This window comes from Streptomyces sp. NPDC054770, from assembly GCF_053611985.1.
In genome coordinates, this window is the sequence record NZ_JBSHBL010000043.1 from 63,078 (window position 1) to 81,464 (window position 18,387).

General features: G+C 74.6%; 12 protein-coding genes. All 12 read right to left on the reverse strand.

Annotation, left to right across the window (positions count from 1 at the left end):
• Window positions 1-27: 27 nt before the first annotated feature.
• The 12 genes from ACWGKQ_RS31605 to ACWGKQ_RS31660 all read right to left on the reverse strand — a co-directional run bounded on the left by ACWGKQ_RS31605 (window position 28) and on the right by ACWGKQ_RS31660 (window position 18,384).
• On the reverse strand, window positions 28-1,464 hold the full coding sequence (locus ACWGKQ_RS31605; protein WP_453295423.1) for a CurL C-terminal domain-containing protein: 1,437 nt from the start codon (window positions 1,462-1,464) through the stop codon (window positions 28-30).
• A 6-nt stretch (window positions 1,465-1,470) separates the two neighbouring features.
• Window positions 1,471-6,057 carry an amino acid adenylation domain-containing protein gene (locus ACWGKQ_RS31610; RefSeq protein ID WP_453295424.1) on the reverse strand — a complete coding sequence of 1,529 codons (4,587 nt, stop codon included), beginning with the start codon at window positions 6,055-6,057 and terminating at the stop codon, window positions 1,471-1,473.
• Window positions 6,054-6,362, reverse strand: coding sequence for an acyl carrier protein (locus ACWGKQ_RS31615; protein ID WP_453295425.1), 309 nt, complete (start codon window positions 6,360-6,362; stop codon window positions 6,054-6,056). Before ACWGKQ_RS31615 ends, ACWGKQ_RS31610 begins: the two co-directional genes overlap by 4 nt.
• 77 nt (window positions 6,363-6,439) lie before the next feature.
• Window positions 6,440-7,288: a hypothetical protein gene (locus tag ACWGKQ_RS31620; protein ID WP_453295426.1), complete on the reverse strand. Its 849-nt coding sequence runs from the start codon at window positions 7,286-7,288 to the stop codon at window positions 6,440-6,442.
• 53 nt (window positions 7,289-7,341) lie between these two features.
• A complete protein-coding gene (locus ACWGKQ_RS31625) occupies window positions 7,342-8,655 on the reverse strand; it encodes a tryptophan 2,3-dioxygenase (protein WP_453295427.1) in 1,314 nt (437 codons plus the stop codon).
• A gap of 679 nt (window positions 8,656-9,334) precedes the next feature.
• Window positions 9,335-10,843, reverse strand: a complete 1,509-nt coding sequence (locus tag ACWGKQ_RS31630) for an AMP-binding protein (protein ID WP_453295428.1) — start codon at window positions 10,841-10,843, stop codon at window positions 9,335-9,337.
• Window positions 10,844-10,878: 35 nt separating this feature from the next.
• Window positions 10,879-11,904 carry an NAD-dependent epimerase/dehydratase family protein gene (locus tag ACWGKQ_RS31635; protein WP_453295429.1) on the reverse strand — a complete coding sequence of 342 codons (1,026 nt, stop codon included), beginning with the start codon at window positions 11,902-11,904 and terminating at the stop codon, window positions 10,879-10,881.
• Window positions 11,889-12,542, reverse strand: a complete 654-nt coding sequence (locus tag ACWGKQ_RS31640; RefSeq protein WP_453295430.1) for an alpha-isopropylmalate synthase regulatory domain-containing protein — start codon at window positions 12,540-12,542, stop codon at window positions 11,889-11,891. Before ACWGKQ_RS31640 ends, ACWGKQ_RS31635 begins: the two co-directional genes overlap by 16 nt.
• A gap of 13 nt (window positions 12,543-12,555) precedes the next feature.
• A complete protein-coding gene (locus ACWGKQ_RS31645) occupies window positions 12,556-14,952 on the reverse strand; it encodes a non-ribosomal peptide synthetase (RefSeq protein WP_453295431.1) in 2,397 nt (798 codons plus the stop codon).
• Window positions 14,949-16,364, reverse strand: coding sequence for a serine hydroxymethyltransferase (locus ACWGKQ_RS31650; protein ID WP_453295432.1), 1,416 nt, complete (start codon window positions 16,362-16,364; stop codon window positions 14,949-14,951). Before ACWGKQ_RS31650 ends, ACWGKQ_RS31645 begins: the two co-directional genes overlap by 4 nt.
• Entirely contained in the window at window positions 16,355-17,041 is a 687-nt protein-coding gene (locus ACWGKQ_RS31655; protein WP_453295433.1) for a thioesterase II family protein, read from the reverse strand. Before ACWGKQ_RS31655 ends, ACWGKQ_RS31650 begins: the two co-directional genes overlap by 10 nt.
• An 8-nt stretch (window positions 17,042-17,049) precedes the next feature.
• Window positions 17,050-18,384, reverse strand: a complete 1,335-nt coding sequence (locus ACWGKQ_RS31660; protein ID WP_453295434.1) for a condensation domain-containing protein — start codon at window positions 18,382-18,384, stop codon at window positions 17,050-17,052.
• Window positions 18,385-18,387 lie beyond the last annotated feature (3 nt).

Here is an 18,387-nt window from a genome sequence, read left to right on the forward strand (position 1 = left end):
GGGGGCGTGGTGGCGAGGCCGGCGCTGTCAGACGCGTTCGGGTTCGGGGAGCGGGGCGCCGCCGGGTCTGCCGGCGCCGACGAGTGCGACGAGTTCGTCGAGGAGCAGTCGGGGGTCCGCGGCCGCCGTCAGCGGTTCGTACATCGCGAGGGACAGGGCCCAGTGGGCGGCTCCGCTCCGGACGCAGCAGCGCACCAACGGTGTGTCGCGAAGGCTGAGCGGCTGCCGGGCGGCGCGGCGCACCGCCTCCCGCAGCTCCTGCGGTCCGCCGGCGGGGTCGGCGGCGAGGTGGTCGGGCCGGGCGGCCGGGGCCGGCAGGGTCCGGGCCCGCCAGCGGCCGCCGGGCTCACTGAAGACGGTCCGCAGCGCCGGGTGCCGCCGCTGCAGTTCGGCGAAGGCCGCGGCCAGCGTCCGGGCGACGGGAGGGGGCCCGTCGAGCACCGCCTCGGCGGTCACGATGTGGTCGCCGGACGAGCCGTGCCGGACCAGGTCGTAGAACAGCCAGCGCTGTTCGTACGGTGTCAGCGCGCGCGTCTCGGGGGCGTCGGCCGGTCCGGCGCCGCCCGGTTCGCGTCGGCGGAAGGGGTGGCCGGGCAGCCGGACACGGCGGCCCGGCCGGCCCAGGGTCGTGTCGACGTCGAAGCCGAGGCACCACAGCTCGGCCAGCAGCCGCGCGTACGAGGCGTCGTCCGCCGGGTCGAGGACGAGCACGCCGGGCTCACCGGGCGCATCGGGCCGGGACCCACCGATCCGGACCACCGTCGTGCCGGGCCGCACTGCGGCCGGCCCGGTGCCGTCGCCGCCGGCCTGGGCGCGGGCGATGGCCTCGTCCCGGGGGCGGGTTTCGCCCTCGCCCCCGGATCGGGTCACGCCCTCGACCCGTGCCGGGACGCCGGTGGCGGCGGCCCGTAGCGCGTCGGGCAGCGGGAGGTCGCCGCGCACCGCCGCGGCGGCGAGGGCGCCCGGTCCCTCGCCGCGCACCGCGGAGGGCACCACGCGGCGGGCCCGCAGCCAGGCCGCCACGCCGTACTGGACGGCGACGCTCCGGGCGGCCGCCGGATCGCCGTTGTCCCGGCAGAGGTGCTCGGCCAGGCGCAAGGCATCGGCGACCTCGGGAAGGGCACGGCCCGCCCCCGCGGTGGCCGGCGATCCGTCGAGGACCAGCACGGGTCCGTCGCCGGGCGTCCCCACCGGACCGGCGTCGGCGACGTTCCGTTCCCTGAGCAGCCGGGCGAGTTCATCGGTACGGGTGCCCACCACCGCGTCCCGGCAGGGGAAGCGTTCCCGGCCCGTCTGGAGGGTGAGGGCGACGTCGTCGGGATCGGTGTCCGGCGCGTCGTCCAGCCACGCGGCCAGGCGGCGGCGCATCTCGGCCAGGGACTCGGGGTCGTGGGCGGACAGTGCCAGCACACGGCGCGCGTCCGGGTCCGGCGGTGCGGTCGGTCGGGTCTGCGGGTCGGCCACGGCGGGTCAGGTCCTTTCGAGCTGCGGTACGGGGGCTGCCGCCGACGCGGCCCGGTGCTGCTGCACCACCACGTGGGCGTTGGTGCCGCCCACGCCGAAGGAGCTGACGCCGGCCGTGCGCGGCCGCTCCGCCTCCTCCGGCCAGGGGCGGCCCTCGCCGAGGAGCGACAGCCGGGCTGCCGAGGCGAGTTCGTCGATGGGCTCGCGGACGTTGGGCGTCGCGGGAAGGTGCCCGTGGTGCACGGCGAGGACCGCCTTGATCAGGCCGGCGATACCGGCGGCGGTGTTGCAGTGCCCCACCGAGGCCTTGACCGACCCCACCGCCACGGGCGGCCCGTCCGGCCCCAGCGCGTCGGCCAGGGCCGTGGCCTCGATGGCGTCGCCGAGGCGGGTTCCGGTGCCGTGGGCCTCGACGTATCCGACGTCGGCGCCGCTGACCCGGGCGGCGGCGAGGGCGTCCCGGATGACCCGGGTCTGACCCGCCACGCCGGGCGCGGAGTAGCCGATCCGGGCGCGCCCGTCGTTGTTGACGGCGCTCCCCCGGATCACCGCGTACACCGGGTCCCCGTCACGTTCGGCGTCCGCCAGACGCCGCAGCAGCACCGCTCCGGCGCCGAAGCCGCCCACCGTTCCCGAGGCACTGCGGTCGAAGGGCAGGCACCTGCCGTTGTCGGCGTAGAGGAGGCCCGGGCGGTAGCGGTAGCTGCCGTCGGACGCCGGATCGAGCGACACGGCACCGGCCAGGGCGTAGTCGCTGCTGCCGGTCAGCAGGCTGCGGCAGGCGAGGTGGACGGCGTACAGGCCGGTGGAGCAGGCGGTGTCCAGCAGCAGCGCCTCGCCCCACAGATCGTGCAGATAGGCGAAGCGGGAGGCGACGAAAGTGGGATCCGCGTTCACGACGTCGTCCACCCGGGCCTCGGGATCGGTGTCGACGACCTTGGCGCAGCCGGCGTACAGACTGGTGCGGGAGGCGATCTCGGACAGCCGCAGCGACGCGTCCTCCACGGCCGACCACAGCACCTCGTGCAGGATTCCCTGCTGTGGGTCGCCCGCGCGCAGGTCGTCGGCGCTGAAGCCGAGGAAGTCTGCATCGTAACGAGCGCCCTCGGCGGCCATGCCCCAGCGTGCCACCCGGAGTTGTCCGCCGGGCAGTTCGGTGATCAGCGGGCCCGGCCCCTCGGTGAAGCAGTCCCGCCCCGTGCGCAGGTTGTCCCAGAAGGCGGGCAGGTCCGCGGCTCCGGCGAACCGCGCGGCCATGCCGACGACGGCGATGGCGTCGTCGGTGGCGTCGTCGGTGATGGCCGCGGCCGGCGGCCGGCGCCGTCCCACGGGAGGATTGGTGGCCGGGCGGAGGTCGGTGCCGTCACCGCCGAGCAGCCGCGCCTGGGACCGCACCGTGGTGTGGCGCAGCAGGTCGCCGATGGAGGGCCTGGTGCCGGTGGCCCGGCGCAGCGCCGCCTGGAGCCGGACCAGGAGGAGGGAGTGCCCGCCGACGTCGAAGAAGTTGTCGTCGGCGCCGAAGGACCGGTCGCCCAGTACCTCGCGCCACGCTTCGTGGACCGCCCGGTGCGGATCCGGGTCGCCGGTGGCCGGGGCGCCCGTCGGCCCCGGGGATTCGGGCGGGGCGGGCGCGGGCACGGCGGGCACCTCGGTGTCCTCGGGCCGGGGCAGCCTGCGCCGGTCGATCTTGCCGTTGGCGGTGAGCGGCAGTGCGTCGAGGACGAGCAGGTGGGAGGGGACGGCGAAGCCCGGCAGACAGGCCCGCAGATGGCGCATGACCTCCGGGTGCGCACCGGGCCGGGCGAGCACCGCGTACCCGACGATCTCCTTCTCGTCCCGGTCGTTGCGGCGGCTGGTGACGAAGGCCGCGGTGACGTCGGGGTGGGCGCGCAGCGTGGACTCGACCTCGCCCAGTTCGACCCGCTGGCTCCTGATCTTGATCTGGTTGTCGTCCCGCCCGATGAACTCGAGTTGCCCGTCGGCGGTGCGGCGCACCCGGTCGCCGGTGCGGTAGAGCCTGCCGCCCGGCTCCGCGGTGAACGGGTCGTCCACGAACCGCTCGGCGGTGCGGACCGGGTCGCCGAGGTACCCGAGCGCCACGCCCGTGCCGCCGAGGACGAGTTCGCCCGGCATGTACGGCGGTGCGGGGACGAGGGTGCCCTCGAAGACGACATGGGCGCGGGTACCGGGGACCGGACTGCCGATGGGCAGGGTGCGGGCGCCGTCGGGCACCTCTTCGACGGGGTACCAGGTGGAGGTGAAGGAGTTCTCCGTGGGGCCGTAACTGTGCAGCAGGGTGCCCGGCCGTGCCCAGCGCAGCGCCTTGCGCAGGTGCGGGACCGAGACCAGCTCGCCGCCGAAGTACACCCGCCGCAGGGTCTGGAGCAGGTCGGGTGCGTCCTCGACGATGCGGTTGAGCAGCGGGGTGGTGACCAGCAGTGTGGTCACGCCCAGATCGCGGACGGCGGTGCGCAGCGCGGGCGGGTCGAGGACGAGTTCCCGGTCCAGGACGGCCAGCCGGGCGCCGTGGCAGAGCGCGCCCCAGATCTCGTAGGTGGCGCCGTCGAAGTTGAGCGGTGACAGGTGGGAGACGGTGTCGTCGGGGCCCAGCGGCAGGAAGCCGGGCCGGTGCATCAGCCGCAGTACCCCGCCGTGGTGCAGCAGTACGCCCTTGGGACGGCCGGTGGAGCCCGAGGTGTACAGCACGTTGAGCAGGCTGTCCGGGCCGATGTCCACGGCGGGCGGCGTGCCCGGCAGCGCCTCGGCGGCGCGGGCGATGTCCTGCGGGGTGTGCACGGGCAGGCCGCCGGGTGCCCGGCCGGTTTCGGAGGCCTCGGCGATGAGCAGCCGGGGCCGGGCGTCGTCGAGGACCAGCAGCAGCCGGGCGTCGGGGTGGGCGGGGTCGAGCGGTACATAGGCCGCCCCGGCCATGGCGACGGCCAGCATCGCGGTGACCGTGTGCGGGCCGGGCCGCAGCAGCAGCGCCACCAGGTCGCCCCGGCGGACGCCGGCCTCGGACCTGAGCCAGTGCGCGGCCCGGGCCGCCGCCTCGACCAGGGCGCCGTAGGTGAGGGTCTGCTCGCCGTGCACCACGGCGACGGCGTGCGGATCGCGCCGGGCCTCGCGCAGCACCAGTTCGGGCACACCGGCCGCCACGAAGGGAGTCGCGGCCGCGGTCTCGGCAGACCGGGCGGGCCCGGCGTCGGGCGCCGGGGCACCGGCCCGGGAGGGTCGGCCGGCCAGTTCGGCGAGCAGTTCCCGGCAGCGGGCGCCGGGGCGTTCGGCGGCCACGAGCAGCTCGTCGAGCTGGCGCACCATCAGCGCGGCCGAGGACTCGTGGTACAGGCCGGTGTCGTAGTCGATGCGCAGCACCAGCCGGTCGGGGTGTTCCAGCGCGGCCAGGGCGAGGTCGTACTTGGCCGAGGCGGTGTCGAGGTGCAGCACGCGGACGGTCGCGCCGGGCACCTCCTGGGTGGCCTCGGTGCGGGGCTGGTGCAGGAACACGGCCCGGTACGCGGGTGCGGTCGCCGCAGCCGGCGGTCCCCCGGCGGCCAGCGCCTCCATCGAGTCCAGCACCTGTTCGCCCAGGCGTCCCGCGTGGGCGCCGAACTCGTCGTCGGGGACCAGGCCGCTGCGGACCGGCAGGACCCGGGTGAACAGGCCCACGGCGTCCTCGGATCCGGGCGCGTCCCGGCCGGCGAACGGCATGCCGAGGACTCCCTCGCGCTCGCCGGACCAGGCGTGCAGCAGCAGGCTCCAGGCGGCCAGCAGCACGGTCGCGGGTGTGACCGCGTGCCGGACGGCGATGCGTCGTACGGCGGCGAGCCGTTCGGCGGGCAGGGTGCTCTCGACGTATCCGGCCGCGCCGCGGAGCTGGTCCCCGGCGCGCACCAGGTCGGGCAGTGGTCCGAGCGGCACCGGCTCGTCGGCGAGCAGTTCCCTCCAGTACGGGGCCGGGACCCGCCCGCCGTCCCCGCCGTCCCCGCCGTCCCCGCCGACGACGCCGACGACGCCGACGACGGACGACGACGGCAGCACGGGAGCGACCGGAGCGACCGGAGCGACCGGAGCGACCGGGAACGCCGTGTCCGGTGCCGTCGTTCCGCGGGTGCGGGCGCGGGCCCGGTAGGCGGCGAGCAGGTCGCCCACGATGACGTCCATCGTGCGTCCGTCGGCCACGATGTGGTGCACCGTCAGGACCACCAGGGCGCCGTCGTCGTGGAGCAGTACGTCGGCGCGCAGCAGCGGCGCGGTGCCCGGGTCCAGGGGCCGCTGTGCCTCCCGTACCGCGTCGTGCCGCGCGGCCTCCGAGCGGCAGGACCCGGCCCGCCGGGAGACACCGAGCGGGGGCGGCGCGGACGGCTCCGGGTGGAACAGCAGCTCCCCGTCCTCGCTGTCGAACCGGCCGGCCAGCTCGGGCCGCCGGACGAGCAGGTCGCCGAGGGCCAGGCGCAGGGCCGGCACGTCCAGTCCGCCGAGGAACTGCAGGGCGACGGGCACGTTGTAGCGGCCGGACTCGGGCTCGCAGCGGTCCGCGAGCCAGATCTCCGTCTGGGCTGCCGACGCCGGCAGCCCGGCATGGCGGGCGGTCACGGGCGCTCCCCGTCGGCCGCCCCGGACCGTCCGGCGGTGCCGTCCGCCGCCGCGCCCGGGTCACCGGTGAGGGCGTCGGCCAGCCCGCGCACCGTCGGGTTGCGGTAGAGCACCCGCACCGGTATCCGGCGGTCCAGCGCACCGCCGAGTTCCCTGACCACGTGCAGAGCGCCCAGGGAGTGGCCGCCGACCTGGAAGAAGTGGTCCTCGTCGGTGAATTCCTCGTGGCCGAGCGCCTCGGCCCAGGCCCGGTGCACCAGTGCGGTGAGTCCACCGGTACCGCGTGTCGCGGATTCGGTCGCCATAACGGCAGTCGTGTCCTTCCGTCGTTCGTCCTGGCGGCGGTCGGCCGTGCTTCGGCGCGGGGCCGGGGGCCGTACGCTCAGGCGGGTGTCTGCTCGTCGGGCACCAGGGCCCGGTAGGTGTCGTCCACGGAGTCCCACAGCCTCGGGAAGAGGCTGCGGTCGGACATGGCGCGCACCCCCGCCGTGGACTGGCCGCGCAGACTCCTGGGCAGGCCCTCACGGCTGTCCTCGCCGGCGGACGGGGCACCCTCGGGGTGGCCGCCGAGCTGGGACCACACCAGTCGCAGGTGGTGGTGCTTCCACGCGGCCACGGCGCCGTCGAGCCCGAGCAGTGCCTGCCGGACGAGAGCGAGGTCGGGTGCCCGGTCCTCGCGGGCCGGCGGTGTCCCGCGGCCCTGCGCGACGACGAGCTGCCGCATCTCGAGGCCTTCGCGGGTGACGGCCTCCTCCATCTCCTGCCACAGCGCCACGGCCGCGCGGCGCAGGTTGCGGGCACCGGGCGAATCGAGCCCGGTGGTGTTCTCCGGGAACGTGTCCCGCATCGTCAGCAGGCTCTCCTGGGGCAGGAAGTCCAGGAGCACCTCCAGCGCGCGCACCGCCACGTCCCCCATCGCGGACGCCCGTTGCAGGATCTGGGTGGCGAGCAGGTAGTCACGGCCGCGCAGCAGGGCGGCCGCGCGGCGCATCTCGTAGTGCATCTCGCACCAGGCGTACTCGGTGATCAGATGCGCCGTCTGGAACAGCCGCTGGTCCGGATGGACCAGGGTGTCCTCCGGCAGCAGCGCCGACAGCGCGGCCGTCAGCCGGGTGTCCTGTTCGTAGTTGCTGCCCCGGTCGTACTCGTAGACGAAGAGCCGGTTGGTCTCGTCCGGGTTCATCACCCGACGGGCTTTCCCGGGCCTTCCGATCTGGGCTCGCTTGCTCATCGTGGTGGACGCCTCCAGGCAGGGGTGTGCGGAGCGGGTCGGGGCCGGCCGGGTCAGCTGACGAGGGCGCCCTGCCGGTCCGGAGCCGGGAACAGGCGGTTGTCGAGGACCGCCGCCAGATAGGGCACGCCCTGGGTGTATCCGGTGCCGGAGCGCTCGCCGATCATCCGTACGGCCAGGCGGTAGTGGGTCTGCTTCCACCGCTGGTGCACCGACTCCAGCCGGTCGGCGGCAGCCCTGAGCGCGGCCTCTTCCGTGGCTCCCAGGCGGTGTTCGGCGATCAGGTCGTGCCAGGTTCCCTGGACCGTGGCCCGTCCGTTCACCACCCGCTCGCGCACCGCGGGCACGGAGGTGTAGGCGGCCGAGGAGAGCCGGGCGGCACTCGGCGTGGAGCACAGCGACTCGAAGGTCTTGTAACCCGCCGACTGGATGGCGCTGGCGCCTTCGGTGAACTCCCTGAATACGCGGAAGGCTTCGGGCCGCATCGTCGCCAGCAGCGAGAACAGCGGGAGGGACTCCTTGAGCACACCGGCCACCGTGTCGACGAGGGCGGCGGCCTCCTCGGGCCGGTTCTCGTCGAGCTCGCGCACCGCCGTGGCCAGGGCGGCCGACATGAAGGTGAACGTCGTCTCGAACGACTGCAGGGTGCGGAGGAAGAGGTACTCGTCGTGCAGGACGTACACCGGCTGCACGCTCGCCGACAGCCGCAGCGCCTGCCGCGGGGCGGCCGTTCGCAGGACCTCGGCCGCCAGGGGGCCGCCGGGGGTCCGTCCCGGGACCGCGGCGACGGCCGCGGCGTCCACGGCTCCGGGGGGCAGCACGCGCAGGGCGGCCGGCTCCATCACCCGTACGGCCAACCGGGTCCGCTTCGCCACCAGTTCGGGCTCGGGCGGCATGCCGTGCGGCGCGGCCGGGTCGTCGGTCAGCGCCTGCTGCTCGAAGCGGATCAGGTCGGCGAGCAGCTGCAGCAGCGTCTCGTCCCGCGCCCGGGACGCCTCGTGCCAGTCGCCCTGGGGGGTCCGGCTCAGCAGCGACAGGGCGGTGTAACTGGGGTAGTCGTAGCGGCCGTCGTGCTTGTCCAGGACGACGTCGAGGAATTCGCGCAGGAACGAGGATCCGTCCTGCCGGTCGGGCCGATCCGGGCCGGGCCGGTCGGGCAGGGAGCCGCGGATCGTGTGCAGCCGGTCGAGCAGTTCATCCGCCAGGAAGTGCTTGCCGACCGACCGCAGGTGGTCGAGGACCACGGCGCAGGGGAACACCGCGGGGTCTCCGGACACCGCCCATGTGCCGAGTTCCCCGACAACGGCGGCAAGGGTCGGGGCCTCGGTCGGCAGCAGGATTTCCGGTGCCGATTCCGCGGAACTCATCGGGAAATCCAGGACGCGCATATACGGGGGGTGTTCAGCACCCGAAGCATAGGAAACTGAGCGAACATGGAATGGGGTCCTTCTCTCGGTGACGACTGGCGATCGGGCGTCCACGAGGGAGTTTCACCTGTTGAGCCAGGGAACCGACCGCAATCACTTTCCGGAAGAAATACTCCGCCGGTCGCCCCGAGTTCCCAAGTCACCAGTATCCGGTCACGGAAGCACGCGACTTGACTTCAGGACCGTTTCGAGAAGCACCGGAGTTTCCTGACAGGGCGACCTGTTCACGGGACGAGGACGACGGATACCGGCTCGTCCGTCATCTCTTCGGCCCCCGGCCGACCACGTCACCGTCTGGCCAGGACTGCGGGCTGATTCCGTCGCGCTCTTCCCGCGAAGCAGCCGTTCGCTCATCAGCACGACGAAGGCCGCCAGGCCCGGCAGCCCACCCAGCAGGCCGATCTCGGTCCTGCCGGGGGCGACGAGCGGCCGATGGGGCTGACTCTGCGGCGGTTGTGGACAAGGGCAGTCTGGTCCTCGGAGGGCTCATGGGCCCGCCCCTGCTCCTCGTTCTGCTGACCGTCGGTCTCCTGCTCGGCCCACCACCGGCATTGTGGCTGGACTGGGCTCATCACGCCGGACTCCTGCGCGTCGCCGGTAGGTCGTACCAAGGGCGACGTCAGCCCGCGGCTTCGCCTTCCGTCAGTTCCGCTGTCAGGGCTCGGCGGTCCAGTTTGCCGTTGATGTTCAAGGGGAGGGCGGTGCGGTGGGTGAAGCGGTGCGGGACCATGTAGCGCGGGAGGCGGGTGGCCAGGGCCTGGCGGAGGTGGGCGGGCGGCAGGGGGGTGCCGGTGTAGGCGGCTTCGAGGCGGGTTTGGCCGTCGGGGCCGCGGAGGGCGACGACGGCGGCCTGTTCGATGCCGTCCTGGTCGCGCAGTACCGCTTCTGTCTCGCCGATTTCCACTCGTTGGCCCATGATCTTGACCTGCTGGTCGATGCGTCCAAGGTGGACCAGCGTTCCGCCGTCCAGGGTCTGGACGAGGTCGCCGGTGCGGTACCAGTCCTTGTCGCCGGGGACGTAGTGCTCGCGGGGGTCGGTGGGGCGGCCCGTGGGGTCGAGGAAGCGGCCGTGGTTGTCCGCGGGGTCGAGGTAGCCCGTGAAGCGCTGTACGCCGCGTACGCACAGCTCGCCGATCTTGGCGGGGTTGCCGTCCTCGTCGAGGACGAGGTGGTCGAGGTGGGGGTGGACGGGGCCGATGGGCAGGGAGCCGTTGGCGGTGTGCGGCCAGTCGGCGACGTGCTCGGGCACCCTGTACTGGGTACAGGCGATGGTCACCTCCGTGGGGCCGTAGAGGTTTTCCAGGACGGTCTGCGGTGCGGCGGCCTGCCAGGCCCTGGCCTGCTGGGTGGTGAGCTGTTCGCCGCCGAACAGGCTCCAGCGCAGCGTCGGCATCGAGCCGGGGGCGAGGCCGCCGGTGAGGTGGGCCATGGTGATGACCGACGGTACGGAGAACCAGTGCGTGATGCCTTCGCGTGCGACGAACCGGCTCGGTTTCGCGAGGTCCCGGCGGGGCGGGACCACCAGCGTGGCACCCGAACCCCAGGCCGCGAACAGTTCGAAGACGGACGGGTCGAAGGCGAGGCCGATGTTCTGGGCCATGCGGCAGCCGGGGCCGAGTTCGTAGCGTTCGATCACGTAGCGCAGGAAGGCGTCGATGCTGCGGTGCGTCACCGGGACGCCCTTGGGTGTGCCCGTGGAGCCCGATGTGAACAGGACGTAGGCGGTGTCCTCGGGGGCGACGGTGGCGGGCGGCGGGGCGTCGTGGGGTGCTCCGGTGGATCGCAGGCGGGTCAGGAGGTCGTCCGAGAGGGTGAGGTCGAGGGCGGCTGCGTGCGCGATGACAGCCGAACGGGCCGGTGGGAAAGCCGAGTTGAGGGGGACCACGGCCGCGCCGAGGCGCAGGGCGGCGAGGTAGCCGACGTAGGTCAGCGGTTCCGGTGTCGTGGTCAGGCCCACCCGGGCCGGCACCGTACCGCCGTGGCGGGCGACGATCTCGCCGGCCAGGGCGCCCGCCCTGGCGTCGAGTTCGCGGTACGTGAATGTCTCGGCGCCCACCTGGAGCGCGGGGCGGTCGGGGTGGGCGCGGACCGATCGCGCGAACCACTCGTGGAGCCCAAGGGGTGTCATCCGAGGTTCTGCCTTTCGAGGCTGGGGCGAGCTGCTCATTCGTCGCGCCCCTTCGGCTGTGCCCGGGCGCGGAGCACGGCGGCTTCCTTGTCCGCGTCGATACCGAGCGGGACCTTCCCCTGGCGGTACGGCGCGTCGGCCGGTCCGCGTTCGCGCAGCCAGGCCCAGGCGTCGGTGACCGAGTCGGCCAGCGGGCGGCAGCGCAGGCCGGCGGTGACGGCGCGGGTCGTGGACGCCGACCAGACTCCGGCCATGGCCGGCTGGTCGGGGGCCCAGAACGGCAGCTCGGTCCAGGGTCCGACCTCGTGCTCCAGGAGGAAGTCGTCGTCGGCCCAGGCGAGTCGGGCGCCGGCGCCGGTCACGCGTGCGCAGGTGTCGAGGAGGGTGCCCAGGGTCTCGGTGCCCTGGGGTCCCGCGACGAGGTAGCGGCCCTCGTCCCCGGTCTCCAGGAGCCGGATGCCGAACGCCGCGATGTCCCGCGCGTCGATCAGCTGGACCGGGCGGTCGGGGCCGCCGGGTACGAGGACCTCGCCACCGCGCGCCATGCGTTCCAGCCACCAGAGCAGGCGGCCGGGGGCCTCCCGCGGGCCGATGACGAGGCCGGGGTTGAGAATGACGGTACGGCCCTCGAACCCGGCCTCGACGGCCCGCTCGCAGCCGGCCTTCAGGGCGTTGGCGGGTACGTCGTCGACGGCGGCGTCCGGCGCGCAGGGGTGGCGCTGCGAGTCCTCGTCGACGGGACCGGCGGGCCAGTCCGCATAGGCGTGGAAGGACGAGACGAAGAGGTAGGCGTCGGCGTGGCCGCTGAGCGCGCGGGCCGACAGGCCGACGGTGCGGGGGTGTTGACCGCTGGTGTCGATCACGGCGTCCCAGGGACCGTGCTCGGCGAGCGCGGTGAGGTCGGCCGGGTTCTCGCGATCACCGTGGATGCTGTGCGTGCGGGAAAGGTCCGGGCCCGACTTTCCGCGGTTGAACACGGTGACCTCGTGGCCGCGTTCGACGGCGTCCTCCACGAAGGCCCGTCCGAGGAAGACCGAGCCGCCGATCACGAGAATGCGCATGTTCGTTCCTTGTCCGTCGAGGGATCGGCCGCCGCGCGTGCGTCGGCCGTCGCGTTGGTCACCGCGGTCAGCTGCGCCGCGGCCGGGTCGGTGTCGATCCCCGCGCCGAAGCCCGTGCGTCCGTCGGTGGTGATCCGAACGTAGGCGACGCAGCCGGCGCCGGCGGGGTCGGGATGGGTGTGCAGGGAGTCGAGGGTGACGGTCCGGCCGGTGGTGGTGAGTGCGGCGGTGTGGGCCGCGGCCGGGGTGGGGCCGGTGCCGAGGAGGCGGGTGGCGTGGCCGGTGGGGTCGACGACGAGGGCGTCCAGGGTGACGCGGCCGTCGGCCTCTTCGACGTGGAACTCCTTGAGCTGCGGGGCCGTTTCCGGCGGGGTCAGGTAGCAGCTGTCGAAGAGGGCGCGGAGGTCGGCGGCGGTCGGTTCGGCGCCTTCGCGGTCGGCGACGCGCTGGACTCGGCGGGCGAAGTCGATGCGCGTCGGGCGCGGCAGGTCGAGTCCGTGGGCGGACTCGAGGAGGTGGGCCACACCGGGCTTACCGGACTGGCTGTCGACGCGGACCACCGACTCGTAGGACCGCCCGATGTCACGGGGGTCGGCGGGGTCGGTGGCGTCCGGGAGCGTTCTGCGGCGGTCGGTCACGGTCCTGTTCTCCTCAGGGGGCGGGTGGGGGCGTGCGGCCGGCGGCGGTGAGACGGTCGGCGAGGGCCCGTACCGTGGGGTGGCGGGCCAGTTCCGGCCAGCGCAGGCCGCCGTCGATGCGGGCGAGGCAGCGCAGTGCCGACATGGAGTCGCCGCCGAGGGCGAAGAAGTCGGCGTCGCGGCCGACGGGCCCGACGCCCAGGACGTCCGCCCATACCGCGGCGATGTGCTTCTCCCACGGTCCTGTCGGGGCGTCGCCGGCGGCTGGGAGCGGGGCTGCCGGGGTGCCTGCGGCGAGGGCACCGATCGCCTTGCGGTCGAGTTTGCCGTTGGCGTTGAGCGGCAGCGCGTCGAGGACGAGGACGGCAGCCGGGACCATGAAGGCGGGCAGGGACCTGGCGAGGTGGGCGCGGAGTTCGGCGGCTTCGGGCGCGGTGCCGGGGTGGGGCACGGCGTGGCCGACCAGGCGCTGTCCGCCGGCCTCGGACCGGGCCAGGACGACGGCTTCCTTGACGTCGGGGTGGGCGCGCAGGACGGCCTCGATCTCCCCCAGTTCGATGCGCAGGCCGTTCACCTTGACCTGGAAGTCCTTGCGGCCGAGGAGTTCCAGGACGCCGTCGGGGCGGTACCGGGCGAGATCGCCCGTGCGGTAGAGGCGGTCGTGGACGCCGGCGTACGACCAGTCGACGAAGCGTTCCGCGGTGAGGTCGGGGCGGTCGAGGTAGCCGAGGGCGAGACCGGTGCCGGCCAGGTGGAGTTCGCCGACCACGCCGGGGGGCACCGGGCGCAGGGCGTCGTCGAGTACGTAGGTGCGCTGGTTGGCCATGGGGCGTCCGTACGGGATGCTCGTCCAGGCGGGGTCGGTGGTGGTGACCTCGTAGAGGGTGGAGTGGATCGAGGCCTCGGTGGCGCCGCCCATGACGATGAAGCGGGCGCCGGGGGCGAGCGCGCGGACCCGGTCGGGCAGGGAGACGGGGACCCAGTCGCCGCCGAGCATGACGAGGCGGAGCGTGTCGAGGGCGCCGTCACCGGTGCGCTCCAGATGGTCCACGAGGAGTTCGAGGAGGGCGGGGGCGGAGTTCCACACGGTGATGCCGTGCCGGGCGCACAGGTGCGCCCAGTGGGCGATGTCCTTGGCGTGGTCGGGCTCGGGGACGATCACCGTGCCGCCGACCGCGGTGATACCGAGGAACTCGTAGACCGACATGTCGAAGCTGGGTGAGGACAGTGCCAGGACCCGGTCCTGAGGGCCCACCTGGAAGCGGGAGTTGAGGTCCGCGAGGTTGTTGACGACGCCGCGGTGGCGCAGCGCGATCGGCTTGGGTGCTCCGGTGGAGCCGGAGGTGTGGATCACGTAGCAGAGGTCGTCGGGGCCGGCCGTGGGAGCCAGGACCCCGCCGGAGACCGGGGCGGGGGCGGGGGCGTCGAGGAGGGCGTCCACGAGGAGGGCGGGGCGGGTCCGGCCGTGGGGCGGAGCGGGCAGGACGGCGGCCCGGGCGCTGTCCGTGACGACGACGGTGCAGGACGTGCCGTCCAGCATCGCGGCCAGCCGCTGCTCGGGGTAGTCGGGATCGAGCGGGACGTAGGCGGCGCCCGCCTTGAGGATGCCGAGGACGGCGGCGAGGAGTTCGGCGGAGCGCTCCAGGCACAGGCCGACGCGGGCGCCGGGGCCGGCACCGGCCGCGCGCAGCCGCTCCGCGAGGCCGGTGGCGGCGGCGTCGATGCGGGCGTAGGTCCAGGTGCGCTCCCCCTGGACGACGGCGGGGGCGTCCGGCCGTGCCGTGGCACGGGCTTCGAACGCCCGGTGCAGGCAGGTGTCGTACGGCAGGTCGGCCGCGGTGTCGTTCCATTCGACCAGGATCCGCTGGGTCTCCTCGGGGCCGAGGAGAGCGAGCCGGGAGACGGGGGTGGCCGGGTCGTGGGCCGCGTCGGCGGCGAGGGTGCGCAGTCGGGACAGGGTCCGGGTGGCGGTGTCCGCGGTGAACAGCCGTGGTTCGTAGCGGAGTTCGGCGTACCAGGTGCCGCTCTCCAGGGTGGTGGCGAGATGCAGCTCGGCGTGCGGGACGGTCGGCACCGCGGTGTTGTGGGCGAACGCGACCAGAGGGGTGCCGAGGTCGGCGGGGAGCGCGAGGGCCCCGCCGGCGAGGGCGGCCGGGGTGGTGCCGGGGTCCACGTGGTAGCCGCGGATGCCGTCGGGGACGGCGATCGCGACGCGGTCCTGACCGGTCAGCCGGTGCAGGAGCGCCGCGAAGCAGGCTGCGAGCAGTTCTCCGGTGAGGCCACCCTGGTCGGAGCAGGGCAGGGCGGCGCGGACCAGGCCGGTGGCCCGGGGACGGGCGCCCGCCCGGCGCGGCCGGTCGGCGGGGACGACGACGGGGGGCCAGTCCGTGTCGGCGGCGGCGGTCGTCACAGGGCGGCTCCTGTCCACAGGTCCTGGGCGGGGGCGGCCGCCGCGTAGCGGAGCGGGTGGCGGGCGCAGAGGGCGTGGACCCGGTCCCTCAGTCGGGCGCGCTGCTGCGGGTCGATACGGAACTCCGTCTCGTTCAGCGGTGTCGTCGCGGTGAGGACGTCGTGCAGCAGGGCGGCGCACTGGGCCATGTGCTCGGGGCCCAGGCCGCGCTGGGCGAGGATGTTGCAGCCGAGCCGGATGCCGCTGGCGACCAGGGGCGGGCGGGTGTCGTCGGGGATCCGGTTGCGGTTGACGAGGATCCCGCACGCCTCGAGGGCACGCTCCGCCACGACGCCGGTGACACCGGTGTCGCGCAGGTCGAGCAGGACCATGTGGTTGTCGGTGCCGCCGGTGAGCACGCGGTACCCGAGGCGTCCCAGTTCGGCGGCGAGGGCACGGGCTCCGGTGACGGTGCGGTGCGCGGTGCGCGCGAAGGCCGGTTCGGCGGCGAGGGCGAAGGCGCGGGCCTTGGCCGCGATCGCGGCGGGGGCGGGGGTGCCCTGGTTCTGCGGGAAGACCGCTCGCTGCATCAGCCGGAACAGCGGGGTGTGTCCGTCGGGGCCCGGCGCCCGGTGGTCTCGCCCGCTGAGGATCAGGCCGCCGCGCGGCCCGCCGAGCTGCTTGTACGTACTGGTGGTGGTCAGGTGCGCGTGGTCGACGGGGCTCGGGTGCTCCCCCGCCGCGACCAGGCCTGCGATGTGGGAGATGTCCGCGAGCAGGTAGGCGCCCACCGAGTCGGCGATCGCGCGGAACCGGGCGAAGTCGAGGGTGCGCGGGTAGGCGCTCGCCCCTGCGATGAGGACGGTGGGCCGGTGCCGCGCGGCGAGGTCGGCGACCTGGTCGTAGTCGATGCGGCCCGCGGCGTCCAGGCCGTAGGCGACCGCCCGGTAGTGGCGTCCGGTGACCGAGGCGGGGGAGCCGTGGGTGAGGTGACCGCCGGAGTCCAGGCCGAGGCCGAGCAGGGTGCCGCCGGGCGGCATGAGCGCGGCGAGGACGGCGAGGTTGGCCGAGGAGCAGGAGTGCGGCTGGACGTTGGCGTACTGGGCCGCGAACAGCTTCGTGGCGCGCCGCACCGCGAGTCGTTCGACCTCGTCGAAGTTGACGGCGCCCGGGTGGTAGCGGGCGCCCGGGTAGCCCTCGGCGGTGACGTTGGCGAGCGCGGAGCCCGCGGCGGCCAGCACCGAGGGGTCGGCGGTGCTGGCGGAGGCGACCATCGCCAGCGTGTTGTTCTGGTGGTGGACCTCGGCGTCGAGGAGACCGGACAGTTCGGGGTCCTCGCGACGCAGGTCGGTCAGGCCGGTGCGGGCCAGGGCGCTCTGGCCGCCGTCCTCGGCCTCCGGAATCGGCGGGGCGGATACGGGACTCAGGGACACAGCTGCTCCTCGATGACGCGCCACAGCTCGGGCATGTGGTCCAGCAGGTAGAGGTGGCCGCCGGGCATCTCCAGCTCGGTGTGGTCGGCGCTGGTGAAGTTCTTCCAGTCGGTGCTGGACTCGGCAGTGGCCACGGAGTCCGCCGCGCCGCGCAGCACGGTGACCGGGACGGGCAGCGGGCCGGCGACCGGGTTGCGCTCGTCCCCGTACTGCTCGAGGAGGCGGATGTCGGCGCGGATCACCGGCAGCAGCAGGGCGCGCAGTTCGGGGTTGTCGAGGGCCTCGAAGCCGCGCCGGGCGTCCTGCTTCAGCGAGGCGACGGCCTCCTCGTCGTCGTCGCTGAGGCCGGTGTAGCCGCGCTGACGGGGGCTGCGGGCGCCGCTGACCACGAGGTGCTCGGGCAGGGGGCCGCCGCTGTCGTACAGGTGCCGGGCCGCCTCGAAGGCGAGCAGCCCGCCGAAGCTGTGCCCGAAGAGCGCGAACGGCTCTCCCCGGGCTGCCTCGACGGCCCGCCCTGCGATGTCGGCGACGGCCTCGGCGAAGGACGAATAGAAGGGTTGGGAGAACTGCTCCTCGCGGCCCGGCAGTTGGAGAGGGACCGCTTGGAGGCGGCCGTCCGCGAGGCCCTTCCACGGGCGGTACAGGCCGGCTCCTGCTCCGGCGTAGGGCAGGCACATCACCCGCATCATCGAGAGCCCCTCTCGTGGGTGGCGGAAGTGGAGGTGGAGGCCGAGGCGGAGGCCGAGGCGGAGGCCGAGGTGGAGGCCGCGACGGCGGTCAGCTCGGCGAGGCGGCGCCGGACGGCGGCGGCCAGCGCGGGCAGCCGATCGGCCCACAGGCCGCCGGCGGGCGCCTGGAGGACACCGGCGAGGCGGTCCCCGGGCAGCTCGCCCAGCTGGAACTGGATCTCGGCCTGCGCGCCGAGCGGGACCACGGGCTCGGTGCGCAGCCGCAGTGGGCCGGCGTCGTGGACGGGGCGCGGCCAGCTCTCGTACGCGAACAGCGCCTGGTAGAGCGGGAGCCGGCGGCCGGGCCTGCCGCGCACGGCGCCGATCAGCCGGTCCTGCGGCAGGTCCATGTGGAGCAGCCCGTCGGCGAAGGCCTCCCAGACACGGGCGCAGGCTCCGGGGTCGGCCGGGCGGCGGACCCGCACGGGCAGGGTGGTCAGGAGGCAGCCGATCGCGTCCGCCTGGTCCGGGGTGCGGCTGGACACGGGCGTGCCGATGCAGAAGTCGTCGGCGCCGCTGAGGTCGTGCAGGGCCTGGGCGTAGGCGCTGAGCAGTACGGCGACGGGCGGGCAGGCCAGGGCTCGGCCGGCCGCCTTCACCGCCGGTGCGGCGCCGTCGGGGAAGGCGACCGGGTGGCCGACCGGGTCGGCCTCGGCGAGCTCGCGCTGCGTGGGGCCGTCGTCGGCACCGGGCAGGTCGGGCACACCGGCCAGCGCGGTGCGCCAGTACGCGGTGAGTTCGGCCTCGGCACCCGGGTCGAGCGGTAGCGGTGGCGCCGGGGACGGCGGGGCGGGCTCGGGGGCGCCGGTGGCGGCGCGCGCGTAGGCGGCGGCCAGGTCGGCGGTGAACACCTCGTGGGAGAGGCCGTCGTGGACCAGGTGGTGGGTGAGGACGTACAGGGTCGCGCTCGCGGCGTCGGCCGCGTCCGGGGACAGGCCGAGGACGACGTGGCGGCCGGCGGCGATGTCGAGCAGGCCGGTGCGGGCCAGCAGGCCGGCGGCGGTGTCGAAGCCGGCGCCGGGCGGGAGGTCGGTCAGCGGTGGGGCGACGGGCGCCACGGGGGCGCACCACAGGTCGCCGCCGGCCGGCGTGAACACCGAGTGCAGGGCCGGGTGGCGGGCGACGACGCGGCCCGCGGCTTCGGTGAGCAGCGTGCGGTCCACGGCGCCGTCGATGCGTACGGCGCTGAGGACCCGCCAGGCGGGCGAGCCGGGCGCGATGCGCTCGGCGAACCAGAACTGGCGCTCGGTGGCGGTGGCGGGGCGTCCCGGCGGGGCAGGTGCGGCGGTCATCGG